At 58.3% G+C, this 25,486-nt stretch carries 36 protein-coding genes and 4 tRNA genes; 8 read left to right on the top strand and 32 right to left on the bottom strand.

All coding sequences use genetic code 11. The features are described from left to right. Window positions 1-59: 59 nt before the first annotated feature. Entirely contained in the window at window positions 60-1,007 is a 948-nt protein-coding gene (locus ACE3O2_RS01000; protein ID WP_374334433.1) for a porin, read from the bottom strand. 355 nt (window positions 1,008-1,362) lie between these two features. Continuing rightward, window positions 1,363-1,836, bottom strand: a complete 474-nt coding sequence (locus tag ACE3O2_RS01005) for a GNAT family N-acetyltransferase (RefSeq protein WP_374334434.1) — start codon at window positions 1,834-1,836, stop codon at window positions 1,363-1,365. A 102-nt stretch (window positions 1,837-1,938) separates the two neighbouring features. Between ACE3O2_RS01005 and ACE3O2_RS01010 the strand changes: the two genes are divergently transcribed. After that, window positions 1,939-2,628: a hypothetical protein gene (locus ACE3O2_RS01010; protein WP_374334435.1), complete on the top strand. Its 690-nt coding sequence runs from the start codon at window positions 1,939-1,941 to the stop codon at window positions 2,626-2,628. Here ACE3O2_RS01010 and ACE3O2_RS01015 read toward each other — a convergent pair. The 25 genes from ACE3O2_RS01015 to ACE3O2_RS01135 form a co-directional block, all read right to left on the bottom strand. Beyond that, window positions 2,625-3,074: a MepB family protein gene (locus tag ACE3O2_RS01015; RefSeq protein ID WP_374334436.1), complete on the bottom strand. Its 450-nt coding sequence runs from the start codon at window positions 3,072-3,074 to the stop codon at window positions 2,625-2,627. The two genes, ACE3O2_RS01010 and ACE3O2_RS01015, sit on opposite strands and share 4 nt — an antisense overlap. 519 nt (window positions 3,075-3,593) lie before the next feature. Then, the gene (locus ACE3O2_RS01020; protein ID WP_374334437.1) at window positions 3,594-3,818 is read right to left on the bottom strand and encodes a hypothetical protein; all 225 of its coding nucleotides are present in this window, start codon (window positions 3,816-3,818) and stop codon (window positions 3,594-3,596) included. Further along, complete coding sequence (locus tag ACE3O2_RS01025) at window positions 3,815-4,018, bottom strand: hypothetical protein (protein WP_374334438.1); 204 nt, start codon at window positions 4,016-4,018, stop codon at window positions 3,815-3,817. Before ACE3O2_RS01025 ends, ACE3O2_RS01020 begins: the two co-directional genes overlap by 4 nt. A gap of 34 nt (window positions 4,019-4,052) precedes the next feature. Next, window positions 4,053-4,532, bottom strand: a complete 480-nt coding sequence (locus tag ACE3O2_RS01030) for a transglycosylase SLT domain-containing protein (protein WP_374334439.1) — start codon at window positions 4,530-4,532, stop codon at window positions 4,053-4,055. After that, window positions 4,529-5,038, bottom strand: coding sequence for a D-Ala-D-Ala carboxypeptidase family metallohydrolase (locus ACE3O2_RS01035; protein ID WP_374334440.1), 510 nt, complete (start codon window positions 5,036-5,038; stop codon window positions 4,529-4,531). The genes ACE3O2_RS01030 and ACE3O2_RS01035 overlap by 4 nt, the downstream gene beginning before the upstream one ends. After that, window positions 5,035-5,475, bottom strand: coding sequence for a DUF1353 domain-containing protein (locus tag ACE3O2_RS01040; RefSeq protein WP_374334441.1), 441 nt, complete (start codon window positions 5,473-5,475; stop codon window positions 5,035-5,037). The genes ACE3O2_RS01035 and ACE3O2_RS01040 overlap by 4 nt, the downstream gene beginning before the upstream one ends. Window positions 5,476-5,486: 11 nt before the next feature. Next, window positions 5,487-6,011, bottom strand: a complete 525-nt coding sequence (locus ACE3O2_RS01045) for a DUF4376 domain-containing protein (protein ID WP_374334442.1) — start codon at window positions 6,009-6,011, stop codon at window positions 5,487-5,489. Between the two features lie 7 nt (window positions 6,012-6,018). Beyond that, window positions 6,019-7,452 (bottom strand): hypothetical protein, encoded by a 1,434-nt coding sequence (locus ACE3O2_RS01050; RefSeq protein WP_374334443.1) that lies wholly within the window; start codon window positions 7,450-7,452, stop codon window positions 6,019-6,021. Further along, window positions 7,452-7,823, bottom strand: coding sequence for a hypothetical protein (locus ACE3O2_RS01055; protein WP_374334444.1), 372 nt, complete (start codon window positions 7,821-7,823; stop codon window positions 7,452-7,454). Before ACE3O2_RS01055 ends, ACE3O2_RS01050 begins: the two co-directional genes overlap by 1 nt. A gap of 2 nt (window positions 7,824-7,825) precedes the next feature. Next, window positions 7,826-8,218 carry a hypothetical protein gene (locus ACE3O2_RS01060; RefSeq protein ID WP_374334445.1) on the bottom strand — a complete coding sequence of 131 codons (393 nt, stop codon included), beginning with the start codon at window positions 8,216-8,218 and terminating at the stop codon, window positions 7,826-7,828. Beyond that, entirely contained in the window at window positions 8,215-8,610 is a 396-nt protein-coding gene (locus ACE3O2_RS01065; RefSeq protein ID WP_374334446.1) for a hypothetical protein, read from the bottom strand. Before ACE3O2_RS01065 ends, ACE3O2_RS01060 begins: the two co-directional genes overlap by 4 nt. Window positions 8,611-8,669: 59 nt before the next feature. Beyond that, on the bottom strand, window positions 8,670-9,317 hold the full coding sequence (locus tag ACE3O2_RS01070; RefSeq protein WP_374334447.1) for a hypothetical protein: 648 nt from the start codon (window positions 9,315-9,317) through the stop codon (window positions 8,670-8,672). Window positions 9,318-9,370: 53 nt separating this feature from the next. Beyond that, window positions 9,371-9,973: a hypothetical protein gene (locus ACE3O2_RS01075; RefSeq protein WP_374334448.1), complete on the bottom strand. Its 603-nt coding sequence runs from the start codon at window positions 9,971-9,973 to the stop codon at window positions 9,371-9,373. A gap of 3 nt (window positions 9,974-9,976) precedes the next feature. After that, window positions 9,977-10,423 carry a hypothetical protein gene (locus ACE3O2_RS01080; RefSeq protein WP_374334449.1) on the bottom strand — a complete coding sequence of 149 codons (447 nt, stop codon included), beginning with the start codon at window positions 10,421-10,423 and terminating at the stop codon, window positions 9,977-9,979. A gap of 9 nt (window positions 10,424-10,432) precedes the next feature. After that, a complete protein-coding gene (locus ACE3O2_RS01085) occupies window positions 10,433-11,131 on the bottom strand; it encodes a hypothetical protein (protein ID WP_374334450.1) in 699 nt (232 codons plus the stop codon). Next, entirely contained in the window at window positions 11,128-11,862 is a 735-nt protein-coding gene (locus ACE3O2_RS01090; protein ID WP_374334451.1) for a hypothetical protein, read from the bottom strand. Before ACE3O2_RS01090 ends, ACE3O2_RS01085 begins: the two co-directional genes overlap by 4 nt. A 239-nt stretch (window positions 11,863-12,101) precedes the next feature. Further along, entirely contained in the window at window positions 12,102-12,503 is a 402-nt protein-coding gene (locus tag ACE3O2_RS01095; protein ID WP_374334452.1) for a hypothetical protein, read from the bottom strand. Window positions 12,504-12,572: 69 nt separating this feature from the next. Next, a complete protein-coding gene (locus ACE3O2_RS01100) occupies window positions 12,573-12,932 on the bottom strand; it encodes a transglutaminase family protein (RefSeq protein ID WP_374334453.1) in 360 nt (119 codons plus the stop codon). Then, window positions 12,916-14,112 carry a hypothetical protein gene (locus ACE3O2_RS01105; protein WP_374334454.1) on the bottom strand — a complete coding sequence of 399 codons (1,197 nt, stop codon included), beginning with the start codon at window positions 14,110-14,112 and terminating at the stop codon, window positions 12,916-12,918. The genes ACE3O2_RS01100 and ACE3O2_RS01105 overlap by 17 nt, the downstream gene beginning before the upstream one ends. A 170-nt stretch (window positions 14,113-14,282) precedes the next feature. Then, window positions 14,283-16,277, bottom strand: coding sequence for a replication endonuclease (locus ACE3O2_RS01110; RefSeq protein ID WP_374334455.1), 1,995 nt, complete (start codon window positions 16,275-16,277; stop codon window positions 14,283-14,285). Window positions 16,278-16,337: 60 nt separating this feature from the next. Further along, window positions 16,338-16,676: a hypothetical protein gene (locus tag ACE3O2_RS01115; protein ID WP_374334456.1), complete on the bottom strand. Its 339-nt coding sequence runs from the start codon at window positions 16,674-16,676 to the stop codon at window positions 16,338-16,340. Window positions 16,677-16,969: 293 nt separating this feature from the next. After that, the gene (locus ACE3O2_RS01120; protein ID WP_374334457.1) at window positions 16,970-17,158 is read right to left on the bottom strand and encodes a hypothetical protein; all 189 of its coding nucleotides are present in this window, start codon (window positions 17,156-17,158) and stop codon (window positions 16,970-16,972) included. 1 nt (window position 17,159) lies between these two features. Continuing rightward, the gene (locus tag ACE3O2_RS01125) at window positions 17,160-17,516 is read right to left on the bottom strand and encodes a hypothetical protein (protein ID WP_374334458.1); all 357 of its coding nucleotides are present in this window, start codon (window positions 17,514-17,516) and stop codon (window positions 17,160-17,162) included. Between the two features lie 9 nt (window positions 17,517-17,525). Then, window positions 17,526-17,831 (bottom strand): hypothetical protein, encoded by a 306-nt coding sequence (locus ACE3O2_RS01130; protein WP_374334459.1) that lies wholly within the window; start codon window positions 17,829-17,831, stop codon window positions 17,526-17,528. After that, entirely contained in the window at window positions 17,809-18,120 is a 312-nt protein-coding gene (locus ACE3O2_RS01135) for a hypothetical protein (RefSeq protein WP_374334460.1), read from the bottom strand. The genes ACE3O2_RS01130 and ACE3O2_RS01135 overlap by 23 nt, the downstream gene beginning before the upstream one ends. 28 nt (window positions 18,121-18,148) lie before the next feature. On the opposite strand from ACE3O2_RS01135, the gene ACE3O2_RS01140 reads away from it, so the two are divergent. The 5 genes from ACE3O2_RS01140 to ACE3O2_RS01160 all read left to right on the top strand — a co-directional run bounded on the left by ACE3O2_RS01140 (window position 18,149) and on the right by ACE3O2_RS01160 (window position 21,248). Then, window positions 18,149-18,508, top strand: coding sequence for a helix-turn-helix domain-containing protein (locus ACE3O2_RS01140; protein ID WP_374334461.1), 360 nt, complete (start codon window positions 18,149-18,151; stop codon window positions 18,506-18,508). Window positions 18,509-18,594: 86 nt separating this feature from the next. Next, window positions 18,595-18,912, top strand: a complete 318-nt coding sequence (locus tag ACE3O2_RS01145) for a hypothetical protein (RefSeq protein WP_374334462.1) — start codon at window positions 18,595-18,597, stop codon at window positions 18,910-18,912. Window positions 18,913-18,936: 24 nt separating this feature from the next. Next, the gene (locus ACE3O2_RS01150) at window positions 18,937-19,461 is read left to right on the top strand and encodes a hypothetical protein (RefSeq protein ID WP_374334463.1); all 525 of its coding nucleotides are present in this window, start codon (window positions 18,937-18,939) and stop codon (window positions 19,459-19,461) included. Between the two features lie 106 nt (window positions 19,462-19,567). Continuing rightward, window positions 19,568-20,242, top strand: coding sequence for a hypothetical protein (locus ACE3O2_RS01155; protein ID WP_374334464.1), 675 nt, complete (start codon window positions 19,568-19,570; stop codon window positions 20,240-20,242). 7 nt (window positions 20,243-20,249) lie between these two features. Further along, a complete protein-coding gene (locus ACE3O2_RS01160) occupies window positions 20,250-21,248 on the top strand; it encodes a tyrosine-type recombinase/integrase (protein ID WP_374334465.1) in 999 nt (332 codons plus the stop codon). A 69-nt stretch (window positions 21,249-21,317) separates the two neighbouring features. Here the strand turns inward: ACE3O2_RS01160 and ACE3O2_RS01165 are convergent. The 5 genes from ACE3O2_RS01165 to ACE3O2_RS01185 form a co-directional block, all read right to left on the bottom strand. After that, window positions 21,318-21,391: transfer RNA gene (locus tag ACE3O2_RS01165), tRNA-Cys, on the bottom strand. Window positions 21,392-21,442: 51 nt separating this feature from the next. Next, a tRNA-Gly gene (locus ACE3O2_RS01170) sits at window positions 21,443-21,518 on the bottom strand. Between the two features lie 18 nt (window positions 21,519-21,536). Next, window positions 21,537-21,612 (bottom strand) — tRNA-Gly (locus ACE3O2_RS01175). A gap of 27 nt (window positions 21,613-21,639) precedes the next feature. Then, window positions 21,640-21,715, bottom strand: a tRNA-Gly gene (locus tag ACE3O2_RS01180). Between the two features lie 83 nt (window positions 21,716-21,798). Continuing rightward, window positions 21,799-23,028: an aminotransferase class I/II-fold pyridoxal phosphate-dependent enzyme gene (locus ACE3O2_RS01185; RefSeq protein WP_374334466.1), complete on the bottom strand. Its 1,230-nt coding sequence runs from the start codon at window positions 23,026-23,028 to the stop codon at window positions 21,799-21,801. Window positions 23,029-23,114: 86 nt separating this feature from the next. Between ACE3O2_RS01185 and ACE3O2_RS01190 the strand changes: the two genes are divergently transcribed. Both ACE3O2_RS01190 and ACE3O2_RS01195 read left to right on the top strand, forming a co-directional pair. Then, window positions 23,115-24,020, top strand: coding sequence for a LysR substrate-binding domain-containing protein (locus ACE3O2_RS01190; RefSeq protein ID WP_374334467.1), 906 nt, complete (start codon window positions 23,115-23,117; stop codon window positions 24,018-24,020). A 158-nt stretch (window positions 24,021-24,178) separates the two neighbouring features. Beyond that, complete coding sequence (locus ACE3O2_RS01195; RefSeq protein WP_374334468.1) at window positions 24,179-25,423, top strand: ABC transporter substrate-binding protein; 1,245 nt, start codon at window positions 24,179-24,181, stop codon at window positions 25,421-25,423. The last annotated feature ends 63 nt before the right edge of the window (window positions 25,424-25,486 follow it).

Genomic DNA, 25,486 nt, shown 5'->3' on the forward strand with positions numbered 1-25,486 from the left:
AAAGGCCGACCCCGAGAGGTCGGCCAACCATGAGGAGGACCTACTGCGAAATCAACACGTTAGAAGCTGTGCGACAGACCAATGAACAGGTCACGCGAGGCTTCGCTGTTGGTGTTGATCTTTTCACGCTTGTATTCGGCAAAGAAAGCCGTGCGCTTGGAGAGGTCATAGCTCATGCCCAGCCCCCACACGCGGTTGTTTCTGCCGTCCACATTGCTGTGGTTTTTGGTACGGATCACCAGGCCACGGAAGTGCAGGCGGCCCGTTTGATAGTCGGCATACAGGCCAAAGCTCTTCTGCTTGACGCTGCTGCCCGCCAGGCGGCCCAGGTTGTACTCGGCACCGATGGTGAAGTTGTCCACCGGGGTGATCTTGGCGGCGAGGTTGGTATTGCTGTTGCGGCCTGAGCTGGCGTTCTTCTGGGCGTTGTAGCCGAAATGCACGCCCCAGTTGCTGCCTGCATAGTTGGCGCTCATGGCCCAGGCATCGGTCGCCCGCGCGGTGGAGGTCTTGTCCTCACCTGCCGCCCAGCTCAGGGCGGCGGTGAAGCCCCCCATCGCCGGAAACTCATACTTCACTGCGCCCTTGTTGCTGCCGGAAGACACACTGTCGTAGTCCAGACCACGGTCGTACACATACCAGCCACCCTTGAAGTAACCGTCACCAAAGGCATTGATGCCCTTGCCGATCTTCAGCGCGCCAAAGTTACCGGCCAGCCCGACGAAGGTATCCCCTGAGGCCAGGGTACCAGCGCCGGAGGAGCCATCAATGCGCAGGTCGCTGTTCACCTGCCAGATGGCCTTCATGCCATTGCCCAGGTCTTCGCTGCCGCTGAAGTTGAGCTCGGAGCCGGCATCGTCGATCTTGTTCTGAGTAACACCACCCACAGCATGCTCAATGTGCAAGCCACCTTCTACCTTGCCGGAGATGGTGACATTGCCCGAGTCCGCCAAGGCACCCACCGATGCCAGGCTCATGATCACTGCACTGAGGTACGTATTCTTCATGCTCTCTCTACCCTTTTTCCATTTGTTGTTTGCGTGTTGTTTGACCCCTTTGAGGTCAGGGCCTATTGAACGCGCAAGGGCAGATGTAGCCAATTTGTTGCCAGACTATCGCAGATAAATCATTGAAATCAATGTATTAACTACACCACAGCAACAAAGCCGCCGTGCGGTGCAGCAAGGCATCACCACACCTGTAAGCATGACGAAAGATTGGTGTAACATTGACGTATGGTATTGCGTTGCTGCATGACAACATGCGCTGAACGCAATGAGATGTAGTCGACTGCACGGCAAGTGGTCACATTTTTTGGCAATACCTGTAACAAATGGGCCGCTTGCTGTAGTCAGCCCCCGGTCACTCCGCCAAAGGAAGCGGCAGGCATAACACTGGCAGCTGCCGGGCCTCACCCAACACCGGCCGCGCAACCCGGTGACTGAACCGGGCACCCAGCTTGCGGTAAAACGCCTCAGCATGAGGGTCCGACTCAATCCACAGCTGTGTCACCCCCCGTTGCTGCGCCCGCTGGCACAGGGCCTGCACCAGCCGATGCCCCAAGCCCCGCCCCTGCCAGTCCGGCTCTACCCAGCAATGCTCCAGCGACCATCCCTCTGCCTCAGGCGCAATCCCGCCGCATGCCCGTATTGCACCAGTCTCGTCCTCCAGCACGATATAGTGCCCCTGCTCCAGCATTTCCGCCGTAAAGGTCAGGCCTGCTGCCCATGCGGCCAACCAGGCAGGCGGATACCCCCAGGATGCCTTGGCCCGCATGGCCAGCGCACCCATTGCCTCCCTGTCTGCCAGTTCAGCGCGCCTCAAGGCAAGTGACATGTCCCCTCCGCATAACGGTCCAGAAAGGCTTATGCTAGGTCATGCATCGCCCCCTTTGCTACACTGACGGGCCAGCGACCGCCCCGTACCCGTCCCATACCCATGCTAAAACGATCCATTGTCATTGGGCTAAGCACCCTGCTGCTGGCCCAAACCTCGATCTCCGCCCCCTACCCGGCGCACGACCTTAGCGCGTTACTGCAAGCCCCCAAGGCGGGTCAGCCCGCCCACTTTGACCTTGCCCGCTTTGATGCCATCTTCTCGGACCTGTACCCCCACGCGCAGAACTACCCGCCCAGCTTTGACAGCCCCGAGGATCTGGCCCGTGCCAGACAGGAATACCAGCAGCTGAGCCAGATGCTGGATACCCTGCTGCAACACCCTGCCCGCGATTTACTGCAACGTAGCGCCCTGTTGCACAATATGGGGGCCATCATGGATGTGCCCGGCGCGGCACAACGCGCCCTGCAGCGTTACCCGCAGTGGATCGCCGCAGATGCAGCCAATCCGCTGGCGCACTACAGTTATGGCCGCTTTCTGGCCGACATCGGGCAAGCGGATCAAGCCCGGCCCGTACTGGAGAAGGCCAAAACACTGGGCAGCGAGCATGCCCCCTTCACCCTGGGGCTGGTCTACCAGCAACTGGGCAACACACCACAAGCGCTCACTAACTTAAAAGCCTGGCAAGCTCGTCACCCGAACGACAAGCAGGTAAAGCAGATCATCGACGCCATTGAGAAAGGCACCCTGACCTTTCACTTCAAGCCCAGCGCCTCAGCCACTACCCCCTAAGGCAACGCCAGGCGTAAACGTGTCAGCACCGGGTCTGCTCGTCCATGCGCATCCAGCGGCAAGAAGTGCTGTAATTGCCAGTGCTGGCTGCGCACTGCGGCCCGGGCCTGTGGCTGGCTCCACGGCGGGTACAGCCGGAAGGCCCGCTTGCCTTCCCGACCTGCGCCGGAGAGGATGCCGCGCGCCAGCAGGGTGACCTTGCTGAAAATGAAGTGCCCCTGCCGCCCACCTTCTGCAGCCAGCACGATGGCCACATCCAGCGGATCATGCTCAGCAAAAGGCGCAATCTCCGCCCCCGGATGCGGGCGTTGCCAAAGGGTGACGAACTGCCCGATTTTGGTCGGCGTGGTTTTGGCCACCCGGTAATGAATGGCGAGGCCATTCAGCCCAAAACGACATGCACCATACTCCTCCCCTTCGACCTCCGGCTGCAGCGGACTGCTCATTACAAAGCCGGCAGGTTCATAGACTTGCTGGAGAGCAGCTTCAAGGGCAACGCGGTGGTGGGGTAGCATGGATCATCCGGTTGGCTGTGGGCGCAGTCTAACAACAGACCGCTTAAGCGCCCATGATCCAGCAGGGTGATGACAAGAGGTGTCAGCAGAATGCCAACACTCACGCCGCAGACATATGCACCTTGGGCCATTCGCCCAGGCAGGCGGTCACTATCGTGATAAGCGGCTGATCGCGGTTGGAACAATTTTGCGGAGCACGACAATAATTGCGGAGCAAAGCAAAACGGCCTGCATCGCTGCAGGCCGCTTGTCGATTTGGAGGCGGGTACCGGAGTCGAACCGATCTCAACGGATTTGCAATCCTATTCGACATCCAACATTGCTGCACTATGCTATGAATTTTCAAGCACTGTAGCGGGATTCAGCCGGGTTGCTGATCCTTTGATGCTCATAGTCTGACTATAGCGTTGACACTATGTTGACACTGACAACGCGGGTTGCCCCGCGCTGTCAGCAGTTTGAACCTGCTTGAATTGCTGTGCCGTTCCTGATCCGCAGCTCAGTCTCGATTGCGGCTAAACGGCTTTCGATGCTGCGGAGCAAGCGTTCATCAATCGTGCTGCGATCAATGCTTGTTTCCGCTGCAGTGATGCGGCGCTCCAGCCTTAGAACGTACCACAGGACTGGCAGATAGCCCGCAATGAGCGTGAGCACGGTGGACAGGTTCACTGTCATTGTGCAGCGCCTTTCTCGCGCCGGAAGATAGCGGCGATCCCTGCCAGTGCCGACAGACCAGCCAGAATAGACCCAGTCTTGCTTCCCGCACCAAATACCTGGGCCGCAGTGGCTAGCGTGCCAGAAACCCCCGCCAGAGAGCTGGCTTCGGTGACGCGATCAGTAATCGTGCCGTTTGCATTGCTTTGCAGCTTCTTCATGACTTCCCCCTGTTGTGGTGATGCTTTGCTGACGTTAAACCTTGATTGCCGCCGTGTGGTCCAGACTCTGACCAATTGCCGCCCGCATGTGGCTGAGGTATCCAGCTGTCTCCCGGCTGGCTGGCCTTCCCGTACTCATGAAGATACGGCCACCCCTGTTGCCTCCGTTGTATCCCGCGATCAATTCCGCCCAGGTGGGTTGCCGTCCTACAATGGCCCGCAGCTGGCGCTGGCGCACTGCCAGCATGACAGCTGCCCCGCAGATTGCTTGCACCGGGTCATCAGGATTCACACGCAGCCCGGCTGACTTGCGAATCTCCACCAGTGAAATCGGCATCAACTGCATCAGCCCGCGCGCGCCTGCGGGGCTGGTTTTTCCGGTGTATTGCCCGGTTTCCGGGTTGTAACTGTTTTCCTTGACAGCGATGGCCACAAGGAAACCGTCAGGTGCGCCAAGCCACTGCTCATAGTGGCTGAACACCCCGGCCAGCTTTTTGGGATCAGCTCTCTTCATGGGTTGAATATCCTGCTTCCAGATTTAGGGGCTACGCGCTGCAGGTGGACCCATCCGCGCGTATGGTCCGGGTTTTCCAGCCACAGGCCGCACTCTGCCAAGGCCGATGTATGCAGACGGCACCACTGACCAAGCTTGCCAGTGGGGTCTGCAAGGTCAACCGCGTTGCCGGTGCGATGGTTCGAGTTTGGCGCGCCCCCGGCGCGAGCATTGACCGCTGCCGGACGCCAACCGCTAGTGACGCGGGTACCGATACCCGCTATTGCCAGCAGCTTATTCACCGCTACCACCAAGGCCCGTCCATTGCTGGCAATCACCTGGCTAAACTCTGCCGGGTATTGCTTATCACGGCCCATCAACCACTGTTCAAAGGTAATCACTTTCTTCCCCGGTATCAGTCGCCTGTCCTGTTCAAATCCATCGCTTGCGGGCGCAGGCTTCGATGGTTGCCTCTGCATCCACCACCACACCACAGCCACCCCAGCGACCAACAGCAAGCGCTTCATACATGGGTCCAACCGAACAGGCGGACCCCCAACCAATACAGGCGGGCGAAGGGGAACCTAGCTTCACGCAGCAGGCGATAGAAAATGCCGTCACACTGCGCGCGCGTGTAAGGAAAGTCGCGGTTCTTGATGAACTGGTACAGCGCGTCATGAACGCAGCTTGCGTAGTACGTGATTGGCTTGCCGGTGGCCGGGTCGGTCGCACCGTCCGGCGCACTCGAACAACCGTCCCACGAGTAGCCGGCACGCACAAAGATGGTCCCGCGCACGATGCGCAGCCATTCCCGGCCCCGCTCATCGCAAAAGACGAACACCCCCCCAGCATCCGGCGCACCCGCCCACTCAAAATCATGTGCCAGCGTGTAGCAGTAGTCTTCCGCCCTGGCGCTGACTGCTGGCTTGAATGCTTCATCAATGATGCGGTCCCGATCATTCATTGCTTAACCCCTCAAACCGGCCATCCGGCCTCAATGTTGTATGCCTGAACCGCTTCAGCAGTCGTCAATGCACCAATGGCTTGCTTATGCCCGCGCGCCGCGTTATGAATGGCTGCACCATGCGCGGCCAGTGCTGCATTCATCGCCAGCATGGCATCAGCATTCAGCGGCATTTCGGAGTTATCCGCACACGTCCAGCTGACAGCAAACGGCACCCCGGCAACTTTGGCGGCAATTGCTGCCTGTACTGCCACATTGATGCGCAGCACTGCATTACCGTGGCTGTCTATCCACTTCCCCGAGAACGGGAAGCCTGAGAGCTGCAGCGCGTCACGCTTTGCGTTGACTGCAGCGCATCGGTCATTCTTTACCCCAATCAGCGGATCATGCGCAGCCACCACAGCCAGCACTGCATCACGCTGTACAGGCGTGAGTGCTGACAATTCCAGCTCGCCCTGTGGCGACCATGTGAATGGCAGGCCCAACAAACCCGCTGCCTTTAACTCAGTCGCAAAATTGGAAGAAATCGGCTTCATGGGGCACCTATCCTGAAATTGAACCCGTACCAGAAACGGTCACGGTAACAGTTGCCGCATTGACTGCAATCAACGGCACAATGTAGTGGTACCCTTCACTAGCATCGAAATCTCCAGCAATTGACACAGGTTCCAACCAGCCAACCCCCATTGATGCTGCTTGCACTACATACATTGACGAAGCATTGTCCATACCTACCCCGCAATATGTGGTCGCCGACCCGCTGAAACTGTGCGTTACCTGCCCCACTAGCTGCTGCGATACAACCTCGCCAGCCCAATTCAGAAATTCATTGCGATCTGCGCTACTGGTCTCCACCAAAACAGTGCTCGCTGTACTCCTTGAAACCCCCGGCAAGCCCAACCGCTTGCGGCGACGGTTGAACCAACTAAGCACAAAGCGCTGCTGAAGTGAGTCAACCCACTGTCCCGATGCGTTCCCTCTAGCCATGCCAACCAGCGTGCGGGATGTATCACCTGTTTTGGTGTACACCCCATTGGTGTGCCTGGAGTAGCCTGTAGCGTTTATCTCTAGTGCCAACGTACCTGCGTTGTCATAGAGATATACGTAATAGGTAGTGTTTGCTGTCGGGGCGGTTGTCCATTCAATGCCGCTCGCAGGAATCGTGCGGACCACACCATTGACAATGATGTTGTTTCCGTTAAACGGCAGAAGAATGATGCCGCCTGCCGACTTCTCTAATCGGCACTGCCCATGCGGACTACCCGCCAGCTGACTGGGCAATTGGCTGGCAGACACCTTGCCGCCTGCATCCAGTGTTGCTACGCCATTGGCCGCACCTTTTTCAGCTGCTGCCACGGCCCCCACATCCGCCGCCACCAGTGATAGCTGCGCCTTTGGCACCTTGCCGCTTGCATCCAGCGTCGCCACGCCACTGGCCGCGCCTTTTTCCGCTAAGGCCACTGCGCCAACGTCAGCCGCACTATGGACATGCGCGGATGGCGGAAAAGTAGATGGCTTGCTGGCGATGTTCCCCCACTCAACAGACACAGAAGCACCGGGTAGCTGACTGGCAGGCACTTTGCCGCTTGCATCCAGTGTTGCCACGCCATTGGCCGCGCCTTTCTCAGCTACAGCCACAGCCCCCACATCCGCCGCGACGTGCACATGTGCGGATGGCGGGAAAGTGACGGGCTTCCCCGTCACCTGTGACCATGAGAGGCTAATAGTTGGCAGTTGCGCTGCTGTCAGCTTGCCGCTTGCATCCAGCGTCGCTACGCCATTGCCTACTCCCAGCTCAGCCGTGGAAATGGCACCGACCTCTGCAGCAGTGTGCGAGTGCGGAAACAGGCCTGTCGGAATCGTCGGCAGGTAGCTTGCAGGCAGCTTGCCGCTTGCATCCAAAGGCGCAACGCCGCCCGGCGCACCCTTTTGCGCCGGATTGATCCCACCCCCGCCGCCCCCTGCCGCCTTGAGCATCAGACACCTTCCCCTTCCGTGATATACACATCACCCCCAAGAGGGCAGGTGATACTCATATGCGTTGCGCTGCCACGTCCAATCACCTGTGCGCTGCCTGGCAGTAACGGCATAGCGGTTTCGTCCACCGCCACGCCAGCACCACCCAGCTTGATAAACGCAATGTTTCCGCCTGCATTAGTCAGTAACAGGTGCGAGGCTTCACCCAGCGGTACACGTTTCAGCGTGTTGTTTGCCTGTACTTTCAGCGTACTTTCAGCTGGGCAGAATGCAGCAACCGCCGCCAGTAGCCCTGCACGGCCCCCTACGCTGGTTTGCTGCAACGGCCCTGCATCACCGTGCATGATTGCCCGTATCCATCGAATCAGCATTGCTATACCCACTCACGCAAGATGCGAACAGACGCAACCATAGCCACCGGCAACACGCTGCCGTCCACAGTCTCAGCCACCACCTCAATCAATCCATCTTTGGGCACTTCTATTTCCAGTGCGTCTGCCTGCATGACAGACCCCACGCCTTCAAACTGGACCACATCATTGACGCGCACCCGCAACTTCACCCCACGCGCAGCCTGGCTGGCCGGACTGTCATAGCGCTTTCCATCTTTGGTGATGGATACATGCATGTCTGCGGACTTGATAACAGCCCGCTCGTTTGGCTTCAGGTGCCATGACAGCGCCAGCTTGTCACCAGCCACGGCAGGCGCAGTCTCGCCTTCCAGTAACACCGATTGCCGTGGAGACTGGGTGGCAGCCGGGTTCATTTCTGAACCTTCACACCAATGAACGCCAGATTCAGGCGGTAGGACTCGGTGCCTTGGTTTTGCAGTTCAACCTGCAACGTGCCACCGGCTTGCACCAGCTGCGCAACCGGTAGCTTGCGATGGTTGTTTGCAGTGCCAAACAGCGCGGAGACATGCACCATGCCGTCCGAGAAATTCTTACCGGTGGACCCTTCGCTGATCTGGGCCACACAGTCAGGCACTACCAGCCCCGCATGCGTTGTTCCCGTCGCCCCGCTTACCACTGACGCGAACATGGACAACTCAGACAGCATGAAAATTGCCGATTGGTCCATGTTGATTGCGACAGTCGTTCTTGCACCTGGTGCGAGGTCTACCCGCTTGGTGAAGGTGAAATTTTCATGCTTGTTCATGCTCGCCCTTTGCGTGTTTCAAGTCTGGTCATGGCGGGCCAGATGGCCCGCCAGCGTGCTTACTGCTTAGGCCGCAGCATGTAGCCCTTGAGGCGGCAAATCACGCGGCCACCTTGACCAGACGGCAACGCCACCCGGTCCTTCCAGCTCAGGTCAACCTTGAAGTTGACACCGGGTACCAGCAGGTGCGGAATGCTGAGGCGGCACGGGTCACCAGCGGCGCGCGTCGCGTCAATGACAATTTTGGTGGCGGCTGCGTTTGCCGCTTCCAAGAACGTGGTCGGGGGGAATTCTTTCAGCGGGCCATTCTGCACAAAGACTTTCGCACCAATGGACAGCTCCAGCAGGCCCGACTGATAGAAGCTCGCTACATCATTGGCACGCGCCTTGAATGCGTCTTCGTCGGTTGCAGGCTTGCGGGCAATATCGACACCCGGAATGAAGTCCACCTCAATGCCTTCAATCAGGAAGCGTTGCGGCGCAGGCAACTGACCCGACATGACCATATTGCTGTCATGCTTGGTGCGCCCGTCCTGGGCATTGGTTTTCTGGAAGAAGGTCAGCAGTGCTTCACCCGTCGAGCTGTATGGCAGCGTGTCGAACAGGTCCAGCTCGGTGACTTCCGAATTTGCCAAATCCTGTTGATTGACGCCGAACATCCGGGCCAGACTCAGCATAGTGCGCTGCGCATGAACAATGGTTTTCATCGTGTTTATCCTTGTCTTTCAAATTGATCGCGTGTCCGCTACTGCTCAGCGGATTAAAGGGACGGCATCAGGTTGTGGCCGTAGAGGCCACCCATTCCTTCATCCACCCCGTTGATGTATTCCGTCTCGCCCATGCCGTCATCCCAGCCGTCAACGTCGCCCATGCCATCATCCCAGCCGTCAACGTCGCCAAGGGTCATCCCGGCCTTGGCACCCAGCGCCTTGATGGTTTCATGCAGCTGCACCGTCAGTGCGCCACGAGTGATAGCCACTGCGCTATCAGCCCCCATGAAGCGGTTAGCCAGATAACCGGCACCGACCGCCAAACCTGCCTTCACCAGCCCGCCCAAGGCACCCGATTTCATATTCGACGGCAGCGGCAGCTTTGCAGCCAGCGTGTTGACGGCGGTTGCACCCAGCGCACCCTTGAGCGCATCGGTGCTGATGGTCTTCACGTCGAAGCGACCCGAAGGATTGCGGCGCAGTCGACGCAGTGCGGCACGCGCCTTGTCGAGCGATTGATTGGCCTTCGACAGCGCCACACTACGGCGCTTGCCGCTCTTGCGCGCATGCGAAACGACATGCTTGGCTACTGCTGCAGTCGTCTTGCGCTTGGCCGGCCGCTTGGCCGGATTTACCAACATGAGTTGCCCCATGATTTACCCCTTATCGTTAATCCCGGTTTCACCGACCTTGTACCGCCCGCCCAGCACAAGTAACTGTTTACCGTCGGGTGAAACGCACAGCAGGGGACGGCAGTTCTCTTTGAATTCGTGGTAATACTCTTCGCGTTGTCCGTCGCGGACGGCGGCATATGAAACGCCGATCATTTCGCCCAGCGGCCACACCACATCAGGAATGACCGGCTTTTCCATCTTGCCGATGACCTCAGCTTGATGGCCGGTGAACGCGGTAAACGCCTTCGCTGCCTGGGCCACGCTGGAGCGTGGCACCGGGTTGCGGCGAGGGGCGCGCTTCGCCTTAGGCTTGGCCTGCAAGTCAGCCAATTTGCGTTTCAAGTCAGCCACTTCTGCCCGCAACGCCGCAGCAGTAGGGGCTTTCTTCTTCACTGTGGCACGCTTGCTTGCCCCGGTTTGCTTCGTCATGGTGTAACCTCAGTTCGCTTGGCGAGGGCGGTTGCTCAGCAGTGCATAGACCACCAGCGCGACCCCACCCCAAATTGCTACGGTTTTCAGGTTGCCAAACAGGCCCGAGCTTTCTCGCTCATCTGCCCTGTTTTGCTCCGCCTGCTCACCCCGCTCAATGACCTGGGTGGCTTGTTCGTGCGTCAGCCCCTTGTCCCGCAGCTTGTAGTACGATTCAACACGGGCGTTGAATGAACGCCCCTCTGCCAACCAGTCACGCATCAGATAGAGCGCCGCCAGCACCCCGACAGCAGCGATGCCCGCCACAACTGGAGCAACACCCAACTCACCCAAACCCACGGCATCAGCAATTGCACCCCGTGCTGCAGCCATCAAGTCAGCCGCTTTTTTGCCAGTCCCGCGCACAAAGTCTTTGATGGCTTCGGCCTGAGCCGCAGCCCACCGCGCTCCGTCTGCACCCCACTGCATGACCCGGAGCACCCACTTTTTGACAGTGCCCCCCTTGGCTTCCAGTCGCTGCCACTCAGCCCACAGCTTTGGATCACGCTTGGCCGCTGCCTTGTTCTTTTGCAGCCGTGCAAATTCAGCCTCAAACTGCTTGGCCGCTACCTTGGCCTCTGCAAGCTTCCGCTCAAAGAAACCCGGCCCCTCATTGAGCTTGTGCATTACCACCTTGCGCTGTGGCTTTGCGCTGGCGGCCAGCATCATGCCGCCCTCACTTGGCGACTTGGGCGGGTCATCAGATACAGGCCACCCAGCACCGCACCGCCAATCGCTAAGGCTTTCAGCCCGGAGGACAGGCCGCTGCCAATCGTCTTGCCAGCCGTTTCGATAAGCTCAGGCTCAGCATCGACCCGCACCTTCACTTGCGGAGCCACCATTTCAGGCGGGATCAGCTCTTTACCATTCATGGCAAGGTCTTTTTGCGCGCGCAGCAGGTCGCGCTGCTGCCGGTATGCCAGCAGTGCAGCGGCAACGTCCGGAATCTTGTCTTGCCAGCCCCCCCCCGAGCTAACCGGCTTTGCAGCGGTTGCTGTGCTGGCGGGCTTGACCACTCGCTTGACGGGACGCTTGACCTTGCGCTTTTTGACGGCATCCAGCCCGAACAGGGACTCATCATCAAAACCGGTCGCGTCATCAATGCCTACGGGCTCCCAGTTGCCGGAGCCGTCATCGTAGAAACCGTCATCGACGCTGCTTGTCATTTCTTGCAGCAAGCTCAGGTCAATTGCTCCCGGTTGCCACAGTTGATCCGTACTCCCACCCGAAACCGGGTAAGCAGTCGGCATCAAAGACGGATAGGGCACCGCTTGTTGAGGGTAGGCAGCAGGCATCAAAGACGGGTACGCCGATGGCATGGCTGATGCTGCCGGATAGTCCGGATAGCTCACCGGCAAGGTTTGGGCCGTCAACAGCGGGTAATCCTCCGCTGCAATCATCGGTGAGAACTGCCCCCCTGCAGCAGGTGCAGACCCGTAGTCATGCCCGTTTTCGTCACGCGGAGGGCGTGGGGAACCTGGACCACCCCACCCGGAACCGTCCGGCAATGCTTCACCAATGGCACGTACGGCACCCCATGCCGGACCACCAAACGTGCTGCCAATGACATCAACAATCTTTCCGAACGTGCTATCCCAAAACCCCCCATTGACAGCTATCTGCTTTGCCTGCTGCGGAGTCACTGCCCCGGCCTTAACTTGGTTTTGCAGTTGTTGCTGCTTACTTTGCTTGCTTGCTGCCTTGCCTTTTGTTCCAGCAGCGCGCCCGGACTTTTTCCCAGCAGCGCCACCCGCGCCCCCGGCACGGCCACCACGACCACCGGAGCTACCGCCACGGCCACCGGAGCTACCGCCACGACCACCTGAGCTACCGCCACGGCCACCGGAGCTACCACCACGACCACCGGAGCTACCGCCACGACCACCGGAGCTACCGCCACGACCACCGGAGCTACCGCCACGACCACCGGAGCCGCCGCCACGACCACCGGTGCCGCCACCGCCTTTACCACCACGGCCACCACCGCCGCCACCACCGCCCTTGCCACCACGGCCACCACGGTCGCCACCGCGACCGCCATTCTTCCCGGCCAGTTCGCCCAGCTCTTCCATCCCTGCCAATGCATCCGCCATGTACATAGCGCGTTCCCTCAGTTGTGAATCACCATCCGGCTTTTCACGCCGGGTGGATACCATCCCATGTCAACAGGCTCTGTGGTTTCCATCGGGCACCAGCGCGCGCCGATGCGGGCTTCTGTCAATACGTGGCTTAAGCGCCCTGGCTCAAACCCCACCGCAGCGAACCGGGTTTTATGCCCGATGGATTCCAACAAACACGCTAACAACGTCGCCTTATCGTCACAGTCGCCTTGTCCAAGCTGGAGCAATGCCAGTGGCGTGTGCAACGTCTCAACCCCCCGCACATCCCGTACATAGCGGATGCGATCCCGCACAAAACGGTGCAGCACCCGCGCCTCTTGCACATAGCCCTTATCAGGCAGGCTTGCCACCAGCCCGAGTGCCAGCTGCCTTACGCGGCTTTCCGTCTTGAACGACCGGACCAGATTCCGCATTGCCTTGAGCGTTTGCCTCACCCCCGGCTTTCCTTCCGGCAGTGCTGACAGGCTCGACGGTAGCGGTTGCGGTAGCTGCAGGTACATCGTCGTCTAATTCTTCCTCTGCATTGACCAATAACAGCACTTCAATTCGCAGGCTTTCCAACCATGCGCGATATTGCAGCGCTTCGGGCACCAATCGCCCGATTTCGTCAATCAATTCCCCATGCGTGAAAATTTCTATCATGCGGATAGGTAAATGCGGTAGTAAATTATTAGCCCACATTTGGACGCTTTCGCCATTTCTTGCCGCCTCAATAAGCACCTTGGCATATTGTTTGATTAGGGTCTGTTCGATAAAGTTAAACATAGTGCTTTCAGTTTCATTGGCTTGATGGATAACAGGAAGTGCCGTTTGCACTTGTGCAGGTGCATGCGTTTTTGCAACAGGGACAACCCGCTGCACAGGTTGCTGCTGTGCGAGCGCTGAACCGATAGCCGGTGCCAGACTGCGCACTGTCTCCAGCAGCAGCGACAAGCCATCCGCTTTTGCAGGCTTGGCGTCAGAATCCACAGACCTGGCAAACTCGATGCCCTGCTGAATCAGGCCTAGCGCATCAAGACCTTGTGTCTGAGCAGGGGAAGGCGGGGCGAACAGTTCACGCATGCGCGCCAGCCGCTCAATTGCACGGTCTTCGGCTTCCATCGGGTCAGGCGCAGGCTTTTGCTGCAATGCCTGGGTGACAATCTTGCCCAGCTCGGTAATCTGCTGCTGCATACCCTGCTGCAGGGTGGTGAGCAGTTGCGACACGTCCGGCTGATTGCGGACCTCAGGCATGCTGTGCTTGCGCGGTGGCTCAGCAATATTGACCTGCACTTGCTTGTGATAGCGACCACGCAGCATCACCCGCAGCGTGTACAGACCGCCGCCAAATTCACTTTGGAATTCATTCAGGTCGAAGCCTGCCGCTGCAATTTCCCTTACAAACTGAGGTTTAAGCTCACCCCGAGCATGTCGGTAAACCCGGACGCTGCCGCCCGACAGCGCCATTTCATCCAACCCATCCAGTACATCAAACGCGACATCATCAAATCCCTGCACTGACTGTTGATTCAATTCATCAGCGGTAAACATGTGATTTCCTTTGCTTGCATGTGAATAATCCCGGCAGAAATTCCGCTGGAATTGCGTAAGCAACTCCGCCAGTAATCCCGCCAGAAACCCAGCGTATTACAGCAGCAAAGGAAATGGAGATACAGAAATATATCGGGTCAATTACGAACGCAATTGACTAGAATTGAACGCTATTGAATAAATGGAACGGCACGCGGCTTTGCTGTTCGCCATGCTGAGTCATGCCACCCTTTGAGCCTGCCCACTTCTGGCAGTGCGTCAGGGTCAGCTTCATGGCTTGGCGGTATAGTCGGCTTTATCGGTTTCATCCACCGCACCCGAAGCTCACTCAACCTGGCCTTTCGCCCGCTGGTTTCTGCAGCCTCTTTTACCGCCGTTGCCACAGATTGCTTTGTCACCGTACAGTTATTGATACCAGTCCAAGGGGAAGCGGCGCTATCGCGCCGCTCGATAGCCTCACCAAGCTGCCGCTTGGCTTCGTCTATCATGTCCACATCGCCCAGTGTGGCTGCACGTCTCAACTTGGCACGCTGTCTCTCAACCCCTACCGCTTGCCGGTTGTACTCTGATATTTCCCGCGCAGCCGAAAACCCCGCCCGCAGCACGCGCGATACCCGCTTTGCACGACCACGCGGCATGATTTCCCAGCACCGCGTGCGGGTTTCCAGCGTGCGACCCTCACACTCAACGCCAATAGCCACCCAGCCACGCGGCTCACGGTAGCGGTTTGGCTGGTCTGACCATGCACGCGCCATGCGAGCCTGAAGGTCGCGCCGACCGATGAACGCACCCCCCAGCAACTTGACGAACTGCCACCACTCACCGGCTTGTGATGCCTGGCGCAAGGCTTCGGCACGCTCCACCAGCATCGGACGCTCCACCTTGCGCAGCTCTCGCCACAGTGTCACCGGGTGGCATCCTATCTGCTGGAATTGCCGCACCGACCAGCGCGAAGCCCACGCCGTGACCCGCGCAGCCGCCTCAACGCCAGACAGCCCGGATTCATGGTCCACGTCCACATGCGCGCCGTTGATGTTCTTCCCGATGTACTTTGCGATATACCCCGCCGCGCTACCTTCGGCCATGTTGATAAGCTTCACCACATAGCGGGGCGACTTGAACAGTTCATCCTTTGCAAGATGCTGGTGTGGCAGTCCCCTTAGCTCTTTGCTGTCTTCCCTGTACCAGTAATGCCCGATCACTTCCCACAGGTCCGCTACCCGGCTTGGCTCGCAAAACAGCAGCGCATGCCAGTGAGGGGTGCCATCATGATGCGCTTCCGCGACCCGCAGGCCGTAGCAGTGGATACCGCGGCGGGCGAGTGCAGCGCGAGCAAGCGACCACACCTTGCACAGCCACTTCTGCGCATCGCGCGGGGTAGGCTCCCCTGCCAGTTCATGCTTGATATTGCGCCGCCCGTCATGGTGCCACGCATGAAAGCGGCTGGGGGCGGTCATGGTCAGGAACAGCGCCGCGTGCCCATGTTCACGCGCCACCCACTCATAACCTGCTGCACGGGTCATCATCTCAGCACGCCGCAATTCAGGGTTGCTGACGGTCTTGCTTGCTATCTCTTCCAGCGTCATGCAGTCGCCAATATCTGACACGGCGGCAAGACCCTGCAGCATGGCCGCCAGCCTTCGCTTCTGCCCGATATAGCGGGACATTGAATCGTCCGACAGGTATACCCCGGCCTTTGTGTTGACCATACCCGCCCGTATTTCTTCGGTTTCCAGCAACCTGGAGAATTGTCGCCTCAGGCGCATGCGCCAGAATCGTGCATCAGTCAGGCGAGCGACGATCCCGGCGACCTCTGTTTGCTCATCAAAGGTAATGCCGTAGCGTGCGGCACGCTCCAGCACCTTGCCAAAGGGGGCCGCACTCCTTGACTGCCTTTGACACCATTCCGCTTGCCGCTCAGCGGCGATGCACAATTCATCATCCGTAGCCGCAAGCGACAACGGCAGCGCCCGCACCCTGTCGCCCAGTTGGCGAAGCCATGCGTTTGCATGCGGCAGTGCCTCATGGTGCCGACGACTGCGCGCCACGTACTCAGCCGATATGCGATCCCGCAGACGCCCCGGAAACAGGCCAAGCTGCTGCGATAGCCAGCCTTCATGCTGGCGTGCTGCAAGGTCAGTAAACCGGCTGTAGCGTGGTGTCATAGGGCTGTCATTAGGCGCAAAAAATGGCCGGGCATACCCGGCCAGAAGGGAGTGAAGGGTTTAGCGTCCGCTTCCGGTCATCAGCAAGCTGCTAATATGCACACCGACCACAGTAGTGATTGCGTGCCGGATGGATGCAATAGGCACCGGCCAGCCACTGAATGCCTGCTCGCAATCAGCCAGCGTGCTATCCATGTCTACGAGCATGCCGCGCAGGTCCGCCAAGGCTTCCAGCTGAGCAGGTGACATGTAGCGCCTTTGTGGCTCAACCAGCTGCAATGCTTCCTGCTTTGGCTCAGCGGCCACAGGTTGCCGTCTGGCACGGCTGAGCATGTCATAGCATGCCAGCAGGTTGACGGTAGCGGGCTTTGATAGTGAAGGATCATCGGCCAGATTCATTGACGCCCCCTATGCGGCCCAGCGGTCCGCAAAGTCAAAATCACCAAACTGCCGCGCCGATCCATCGGCGCGATGGTGGCAATACTTCGACCCTTGCCGGTGCGGGAACCAGTAACCACCACACCAGCACCTGATTTGCTTGCGCGTGTTCATCCAGGCATCACGCCGCCAGTTACGGGCACCGCACACCCTGCATTTCGGCTGGCGGATGTAGCGATCCGGTGAACGGCGCAGCACTTGCCGTGCTTCGCATTCCCTGCAACGGCAATGGGTCTTCTGGAAGAAGCCACGCCTCACGCTGCCACCCGCTCAGCAAACTGCATGCGCCGCCGCAGCTTGCGCGCCGACTCTTCCACGATGCTGGCCGCATCCATCACCTCCAGCGCGCGGGACTTGTCCACACCCTGCAGGCTGAACGCCAACTCGCCCAGGCGCATGGCGTTTGCTTCCAGTGCTTCTGCTGCCTTGCGTAGTTCGTCCATGTCAGGCCACCGCCTGCTGTTCAGCTGCAGATGCTGCCTTTTCACGCTTCTTGTCAGCGCTATGGGCAACTGACCACGCGAGCATCGCGTCAATGCCCTTTTTGATGCAGACCGTTGGACACCCATCAGAGTCAATGACAAGGTCAAAGACGAAATCACCGAACGTATAGACCCCATCAGCACCGCCACTCAAAACAGACAGCTGTTCAGCAATCCTCTTCGCTATCAGCCCACGCTCCTTGCGTGTCTCCTCCCACTTTTTGAACGCCTCTTCTCCCTCAGCCTCATTGCATCGTAAATCATGCACCTCATCCCAAAGTGCCAGCGCTGCCCGTTGCCGTTCTTTCAGTTCGTCCATGTCCACCCCTCAGTGTTTGCACACGTCTGCATCCAGCGCGCGCCGATGCAGGACTGCCAGATTGATGAGGCAACGCTTGCCGATTTTCATGGTCGGCACGTAGCCCTTGTTTACCCAACCCAGCACCACGCCCTGTTCAACACCCATGAGCGCCGCGAAGCGTTCAGCCGTGACCAGTGGCACCAGCACTGTCATGCCGGGTAGCAAACTGGCCTCGCCTTCTTGAAAGGCGGACAGCTCAGCCACTTTGCTGTCAGCGCTTGGCATGACCTTGCCTGTACTTTCGTTCAGGCTATGCGAGGTACGCGCCGTCATGGATGACCCCCTCCACAATGCCCAGCCGGATTGCACAGATGCGAGATTTGCCCCGCAGGCACTTGCTGCTGCCATGCAGAACATGCTTCACAACGGATTCCCCCAAACCCAGCTCTTGCGCGACCTGGCGGACTGTGACCCCCTTGCTCGCCATGTCTGCCCGCACCTCTTCCGGCGTGCGGATTGCCCGCTGACTGAACGGCGCATGAATGGGCATATCACCTTGCTGAACCTCTTGCGCGGCCCCCGCTCTTACTCGCGCAACGCTTGCACTTGCTTGCATAGACATATCCCCCAATGACGTGGAATGCCCTAAAATGGTCGAACTTGCCGAGTTACGAACAATTCAGGACTTGAGGGTAATTATTGGTACTAATAGTTACCCCTGTCAAGGGGTATTTGTGGAAGTCAACGAAAGATTTCGCGCTATACGCGAGTTCAAGGGATGGACGCGCGCCGAGTTGGCGCAGCTGTCTGGCTTACCACAAGACAGCTGGCGCAACATGGAGCAAGGGAAGGTCCGCGCGAATGAGGACCATTTTCAAGCCATCGGCAAGCTGTGCCCTGAGTTCGTTTTCTGGCTTGTCACAGGGATGACCGACGCCAAGAACGGCCAGATCAGCCCTGCGCTACTGGAAGAAGCAACAAAGCCGGACACGCAGGCAAAGCGGGCCTAAGAGCAGCCGAACGCTGAATGACCCGGAGTCTAAAGTAGTTCCTTTGCCTGCGTTTTTTACTTTGAGTAAATATGCAAGGGGTTGGCATGCGTAATTTTATCATTGCAATAATTCTGGCTGTTCCACTTGCAGCGATGGCTGCAACCAAGCCTGTTAGCCTTCGTAGCCTTACGCCTGAGCAAGAAGAAGTAGTTCAAGACCTCTTGAAAGCGTTCCGTCACATGGCACTGTGTGCAAGTATTTATTACACAGCTCTTGATTCGGCCACTCTTCCCAGCATGAGTGAAGATCAGCAGAAGGAGTTGCTGATCCGCGCCACAAATAATCGCTTGACGTGTGAAAAGCCAGCCTTTGAAGAGATGGGTAAAATCGAGCGTAGGGCAAAGTCTGTTGGGTTGGAGTGAAGATTCATTCACCCAGCTTTGCAGATGATGCTAGTTTTTATTCTTGCCAAATTAGCAGAGTTTCCTTTAATGCGACTTCTTATTGTTACTTCATTCTTGACAGTCTCGCTTACCGCAATGGCTGCTCAACCTGGTGAAAACGTGGTTTATCTGGATGCGTCCATCAAGCATCCGAAGACCCTCATTCCTATGAGTGAGAGTATGACGGCGGATCAGGCGCAGAAGGTGCAGGCTATCGGGATCTACAACGACACAGGAGAAGACATTGTAGAAGTGTCTCTTGGCCCTGACGGCGCCCCCGATGAGGACTTTTCACCGGACATGCTGCAAGACCGAAAATTCCCGAAGGACACGCAACTGGCCTTTGCCTTTCTGCCAGCCTCACAAAAGCGCTGCAGCTGGACCCTATACATCGAAACAGCAGGTGGTGCGCACCAAAGCTTTCGCAAAGTCATCAATGCATGCGACTATCAAAATGCATCGCTTTTCAGGGTGTCCAAGGATGGTGAGGGCTACTTGATAATTGAGTCCAAAAAGAAACCTCGCTAATGGATTATTAGCCTTTGTTGTCTGGATGGGGATATCAATGCTTTCAAACAACTCAAAACCAACAAGTGAGCAGCTCCTCGAGCAGGTTAACGGATTATTGAGGACCATGCCAACACATGACGAGCTATTTAAGCGCAGGGACCAATTTGATGAATGGTTTGGTAGGGCGCTGGCAATCATTCATGAGTGGAGTCTTGCAGAAAGCCATGGTTTTCGTAGAGCTGTTCATGAAATAATGCATATTGACACTTCTGATGCTACAGGTAGGGGTATGCTGATTGCCAGCTTAAGAAGTGTTAAGTTAATACTTAATAAGGCAAGGCATACGCTCATGCTGTATGTCAACCCATTAAATATCCATATTGATAATGGGGGTGTATTTGAATATTTTGATGAAATTAGAAAAATAATTGAATCAGCTAATACTGACCTGCTTTTTATCGATCCATACATAGATGCGGAATTTGTTTCTTGCTATATGCCGCATATAAATTTAGATGTTACTGTCCGAATTCTGACCAAGAAAAAATTGCAGTCTTTAACTCCTGCTGCCATGATGTTCACGCGACAGCACGGGTTAAAGATTAAGGTGAGGGAAGGCGAAGGCATTCATGATAGATATGTCATTATTGACAATTCAGTTTGCTATCAGTCTGGCTCCTCCTTTAAAGATGGTGCAAAAAAAGCGCCAACCAGCATTATTCAAGTAATAGACATTTTCTCTCAGGTGCATGCAGAATATGAGTCTAGGTGGGATAACTCGGTAGTGCATATAGAGTAGTTTTTATATGTCCATCGAAAAGACCCCATCCGGCTGGCGTGTTGACGCCCAGCCCGGCGGGCGGGGGGCCAAGCGCTATCGCAAGACCTTCAAAACCAAAGCCGATGCACTGGCATGGCTTGCCTGGCTGACAACACAGGTCAACACCGACCCGGATTGGAAGCCAAAGAAGAAGGACGCCCGCAGGCTGTCAGATCTTGTGTCGCTATGGCACACCCACCACGGCATGAACTTGCGGGCAGGCGAAGACACTCACGCCCGTTTGCAGGCCATGTGCATTGCGATGGATGACCCCCCAGCCGATAGCTTCACCGCCGAAATGTTCGCCGAGTATCGCGCCAAGCGGCAGAAGGAAGGCATCAGCGCAGGAGGCGTAAACCGTGAACACGCCTATATGAGAGCGGTGTTCAATGAGCTGCGCAGGCTTGGCCTATGGAAGAAAGAAAACCCGCTGTCCAGCGTGCGCCAGATCAAGCAGGTAGAGAGGGAGCTATCCTTTCTGACGCTTGACCAGATCAACACTTTGCTTGCCCATCTCTCTTGCAGTCATGACGCGCTATTGATTTCCAAGGTTTGCTTAGCTACAGGATCGCGCTGGAGCGAAGCCGAGGGCTTGAGCACCACTCAGGTGCGTAACGGTGCGCTGCACTTCAGCGGCACTAAAAGCGGTCGTAATCGAAGTGTGCCAATCACCCCCGAGTTAGAGACTGCCCTTTTGGCCCACGCCCAGACACGCGGTGAACATCGCCTGTTCGTGGAGAGCTACCACACATTCCGCAAGGCAGTTTCCGCTGCAAACCTTGAATTGCCAGACGGCCAGCTGACGCACGTTCTCCGGCACACCTTTGCCTCACACTTCATGATGAACGGCGGCAATATTCTGACGCTCCAGCGCATCCTTGGGCATGCCTCATTGACCATGACCATGCGCTACGCGCACCTGGCCCCGGAGCACCTACAGGAAGCCCGTGTACTGAATCCGCTTACGCGGCTTGAATCGCGTTGACACTTGGTTGACACCAGAATGAAAAAGGGGTTACGTTTTCACGTAACCCCTTGTTTTTGCTGCATATACTGGAGGCGGGTACCGGAGTCGAACCGATCTCAACGGATTTGCAATCCGCTGCATAACCGCTTTGCTAACCCGCCGTATCTGGTCCGGTGCCACCGGGGGTGCCGCTGTGCGACACCATCAAATTCTGGAGCGGGAAAAGAGTCTCGAACTCTCGACCTCAACCTTGGCAAGGTTGCGCTCTACCAACTGAGCTATTCCCGCATTGTGATGCGCTGTATGTGGAGCGGGCGAAGAGTCTCGAACTCTCGACCTCAACCTTGGCAAGGTTGCGCTCTACCAACTGAGCTACGCCCGCATTCCGGCTTACAGCAGACCTTGTTACTGGAGCGGGCGAAGAGTCTCGAACTCTCGACCTCAACCTTGGCAAGGTTGCGCTCTACCAACTGAGCTACGCCCGCGTCGTTCACAAGAGACGGCAATTATAGGGGCTTCAGGATTTCTGTCAACTGCTTTTGCCCCTGTCTTGCCAAATTTCAGGGTTTTACAATCTGGCCTGCTCAAAGGCTTGAGCCAGATCCTGCCACAGGTCTTCGGCGTGCTCGAGGCCCACGTGAAGGCGTACCAGATTGGTGGGTACATCGAAGTCAATCAGGGCATTGGCCACGCTGGCGGCCTGGGCGAGGCTGACGATGGAGGGGATGACCAGACTCTCGTAGCCGCCCCAGCTGACGCCAAGCTTGAACAGGCGCAAGGCATTGCAAAACTTGCGCGGGTCGATATGGGGCTGCAGGGCAATGGTAAAGGGGCTGCCACCTTCTTCTGCCGGGGTGCGGCTGTCACTGCCGAGCGTGGGGTGCAGCACGCTGGCCACAGCGGGGTGCTCGCGCAGGCGGCGACTGAGCACCCCCACCGAGCGACGCTGGGCAGAGAGGCGTTGCGGCAATGTGCGCATGCCCCGCAGCAGTAGCCAGGCCTCCCACGGTGACAGTTTGGCCCCCAGGTAGGGGTAGGTCAGGTCGTTGATGGCATCAATCCGGGCCTGACTGCCGACCACAATGCCAGCGACGGTATCGCTGTGGCCGGAGAGGTATTTGGAGGCCGAGTGCACCACCAGATCAATCCCGGCTTTCAGCGGTTGCTGATAGAGGGGCGTGGCCCAGCTGTTGTCACACAAGGTGACTACCCCGCGCTGGCGGGCGGCGGTGGCCAGCCGGTGCAGGTCCTGTGTGCGCATGGTCCAGCTGGTGGGGCTTTCCAGGTACAGTACGGCAGCCCCTTCCAGCCGCGCGATCACGGCATCGGTATCGCTGCCATCCACATACTCTACCGTCACATTGAGGCGGCTGAGCAGCTTTTGCATGAAGCGGTAAGCGTCGGGGTAGACATCGCGTACGCAGACCATGCGGTCGCCTGACTTGACCAGCGAGAGGATGGCCGCACTGATGGCCCCCATGCCGCTGGAGAAGGCACGTGCCGCTTCGCCGCCTTCCAGCTCTGCTACTTTCTGTTCAAACAGCTGTACCGTCGGATTGTCACCCCGGCTGTAGATGGGCTGGCTGCCATGACCGGCAAAGCGCTGCTCCATGTCCTCCACCGTGGCGAAGGTGAACAGCGAGGATTGAACAATGGGCGGCGTGACGGACATCCAGGGGTTCGGTTCGTCATGGGCCAGCAGGGTCATCGGGTGCAGGGTCACGGTGCAGGTACTCCGGTGGCTGGAGAGGAAGGTGCCGTCAATGGGCAAACCGGCCCTCTCGCGGCAGGTTGTCATTGGCTGGCATTTCACATTGCCAGCCGCCCCCCCGGCAAGCGACAATATCTATCCATTGGCATTAGTTTTTCTAAACGAGCCCCCGCATGCAAAACCGTCTGCCCCCGCTCAACGCCCTGCGCGCCTTTGAAGTGGCCGCCCGCCACCTCAGCTTTGCTGCCGCGGCACGCGAACTGCATGTCACCAATGCGGCGATCAGCCACCAGATCAAGTCGCTGGAAGAGGCCCTCGGGGTGCAGCTGTTCATGCGGCAGAACAACCACATCCTGCTCACGGTCGCCGGTGAAACCTACCTGCCCAAGGTGCGGGAGGCCTTCCGTACCCTGCGCGAAAGCACCCATCAATTGCTGGGCATCCATTCGGTCACCTTGCGGCTGGCGGTACGCTCTGCGTTTTGCCTGATGTGGCTGTTGCCACGCCTGCCCCGTTTCTATGAGGCCTACCCCGGCATCCACCTCGATATCGAAAACGAAGTGGACCGCAATTACCTGCAATACGACCTGACCATCGACTACCGCCCGACCGGGGTGCCGGATTACAGCGTGCAGCAATTGCTTTCCACCCCGCTCTATCCGGTCTGCAGCCCGCAGTGGCGCGAGCAGTTGCAGCAGCCGGAAGACCTGATGCGGGTACCGGTGCTGCACGATCGCCCCTTGCAGGGCATGCCGGAGTATCCGGACTGGCAGCGCTGGCTGGCCGCCGCTGGCTGCCCGACCAACCTCAACCCGCAAGGGGTGACCTTTGCCACCGCCTTGATGTGCCAGCAAGCCGCAGTCGCGGGTCTGGGTGTCGCGCTGGGGCAACATGCGCTGGTAGAGAGCGAGCTGGAAAGCGGGCGCCTAGTGCGAGCTTTGCCCGAATTGCAAGCCCCCATCCACCTGCCGTATTACCTGATTTCGCCAGTCACGGCAGAGGAGAACCCGGGCATGGCGCCCTTCATGCGCTGGCTGACCGCCGAGGCAGCGCGTAGCCAGACCAGCCTGCCGGGCTGAGTTAGTTTTTCTAACTGATGGTATCTATTTTTCTCGTTTGACGCCCCTCCCCCCTCTACGGTCTGATAGTCCCCAGCCAAACCAAGATTGGCCGCACCAGAGGCAGGTCAGCCGCTACAGCCGACGGCCTCTCCATTCGCAGAAAAAAGGGGACCAAGATGACATTCAAGCCGGGAAAACTGCAGTGCCTGGTTGGGGCCGTGCTGGCCACCATGGCCTGCAGCGCTTTTGCCGAAGACGTGGAAGTGATGCACTGGTGGGTGACCGGCGGGGAAGGCGCAGCCGTTGCCAAGTTCAAAGAAGGCCTGAAAGCCAAAGGCTTTGACTGGAAGGACATGGCAGTAGGGGCTTCGGACGCCCAGCGTCTGTTGCTGAAGACCCGCATCCAGCAAGGCAACCCGCCGGAAGCCGCCCAGGTGCAGGAAGACATCTACGCCCACGCCCGCGAACCGGACAAGCTGGCTAACCTGGATGAGGTCGCCAAAAAGGAAAACTGGGACAAGGTACTGCCGCCGGTGGTACAGCGCTACGCCAAGGCAGGTACTGGCCACTATGTGGTGGTTCCGGCCACCATCCACCGCGAAAACGTGATGTGGATCAGCGTGGCCGCGCTGAAAAAGCTGGGTGCCAGTGCCGCACCGAAGACCTGGGACGAGTACTTTGCGCTGGCCGAGAAAGCCAAGAAGGCAGGCATCATGCCGGTGGCCGGTGCCCGCACCTGGGCGCTGGACCTGACCTTCCACCAGATTGCTTTCGGTACCATGGGTGGCGCGCAGTACAGCAAGGCCTTCTATGATGGCGACGATGCCGCCATGACCAGCCCGCAGATGATCAAGGCCTTCGAGATCTTCCGCAAGCTGAGCACCTACGCCGACAAGGGCACCGAGACCCGCCGCTGGAACGAGGCCACCTCGCTGGTGATTCAGGACAAGGCGCTGATGCTGATCATGGGCGACTGGGCCAAGGGCGAATTTGCCCAGGCCAAGAAGGCTCCGAACAAGGATTACCTGTGTGCCGCCGTGCCGGGTACCGAGAACGGCCACTACTTCCTGACCGACGCCTTCATTTTCTACAAGACCAACAAGAAGGATCTGACTGGCCAGATGGCGCTGGCGCAAACCATCCTGGACAAGAACGTGCAGGTGGGCTTCAGCGCCGCCAAGGGTTCGGTGCCGCCGCGTACCGACGCCGATGTGAGCAGCCTGGATGAGTGCGCACAGGACTCCTACGCCGACTACCTCGCCGGTGCCAAGAGCGGCAAGCTGGTAGGCTCACCCGACCTGTTCGTCCCGGCCGGTCGCTCCAATGCCTGGAACGATGTGATCCGTGCCTTCTGGGCCAACCCGGACATGAGCGCACAAGACGCGGTGAAGAAGATGGCGCAAGCCAGCAAGGCCAGCTGAGCCTGACTCACGCCCGGTGGTCTGCAGGCAGACCCCGGGCGTTTTTGTTTTTGCACTCAGGAG

Source organism: Leeia sp., assembly GCF_041909055.1.
GTDB classification, from domain to species: domain Bacteria; phylum Pseudomonadota; class Gammaproteobacteria; order Burkholderiales; family Leeiaceae; genus Leeia; species Leeia aquatica.